Here is an 878-nt window from a genome sequence, read left to right on the forward strand (position 1 = left end):
CCGCTCGATTTCCTCCTTCATCCGTTCCAGATTAAGCTGCACCTTCATGGCCCCGTCATCGTCCAGTTCACCGTCAAGCTCCTCAAGCCTGGCGGCTATCTGTAGCGTGGTAACGGTATCAAACTGGGGAGCGTTACGGCCTTTGGAGAATTTCTCCTCATAGACCGTCTGCACCAGAATGAGCGGGTAATCCTGGCTGCGGGTGGCCCAGTCTCGCGGGGAATAGACGCGGTGCCCTGCGAGTGTCTTTCCCCTGATAGCCTGAACGGCCAGCTCCCGGAGTCTGGCTGAGTTCATGACACCTCCCTGACTTTGTTCAGTTCAAGACGGCTTCCGCCATGGCTGTCAGGCTGCACATCGGCCACTTTAAACAGCGTTTTGACGCGGGGGATATAAAGCAGATCCCCCTGCTGTGGCGGTTGATGTAGAAAAAATGCGCTGTCCTGAACCCCCAGCACCGGCCGCGTGGTGTTCACGGTCGGGCCGTTATCGTCAATGGGTTCAACGTCCACGGTGTACGCGCGGTCAAAGATGCCGGAGATATCAAACGCCGGCCCGTTTCGGGGCCGGTACTCCACGGGTTCTCCAAAGACCCCCTGAAGGGGAGCCAGTAGTTTTGTATCCCAGTCAACCGGCCCCATGATTACGCTCCGGATTTCTTTGCGTTTTTGCCTGTGGCATTTTTAGCCGCTGCGTTGTTCGTCTTCCGGCCTGCGCCAGCTGAACCAGTACCATCGCCGGCAGAACCGTCACCAACTGCACCAGCGCCGTCGCCGGCAGAACCGTCACCAGCTGCACCAGCACCATCGCCGGCAGAACCGTCACCAGCTGCACCAGTACCGTCGCCGGCAGAACCGTCACCAGCTGCACCAGTACCG

Annotated in this window: 2 protein-coding genes and 1 pseudogene; all 3 read right to left on the reverse strand. The window is 59.1% G+C overall.

Features of this window, described 5'->3' with window-relative positions:
* Window positions 1-297, reverse strand: a pseudogene (locus DEO48_RS05320) (ATP-binding protein); the annotation flags it as partial.
* Window positions 294-641 carry a hypothetical protein gene (locus DEO48_RS05325; RefSeq protein WP_109844562.1) on the reverse strand — a complete coding sequence of 116 codons (348 nt, stop codon included), beginning with the start codon at window positions 639-641 and terminating at the stop codon, window positions 294-296. The gene DEO48_RS05325 and the pseudogene DEO48_RS05320, both read right to left, overlap by 4 nt.
* On the reverse strand, window positions 628-878 hold a 251-nt coding region (locus DEO48_RS26715), incomplete at its 5' end, for a hypothetical protein (protein WP_219933003.1). The genes DEO48_RS05325 and DEO48_RS26715, both read right to left, overlap by 14 nt.

This window comes from Enterobacter sp. CGMCC 5087, from assembly GCF_003144775.1.
In the GTDB taxonomy this organism is placed as follows: domain Bacteria; phylum Pseudomonadota; class Gammaproteobacteria; order Enterobacterales; family Enterobacteriaceae; genus Enterobacter; species Enterobacter cloacae_M.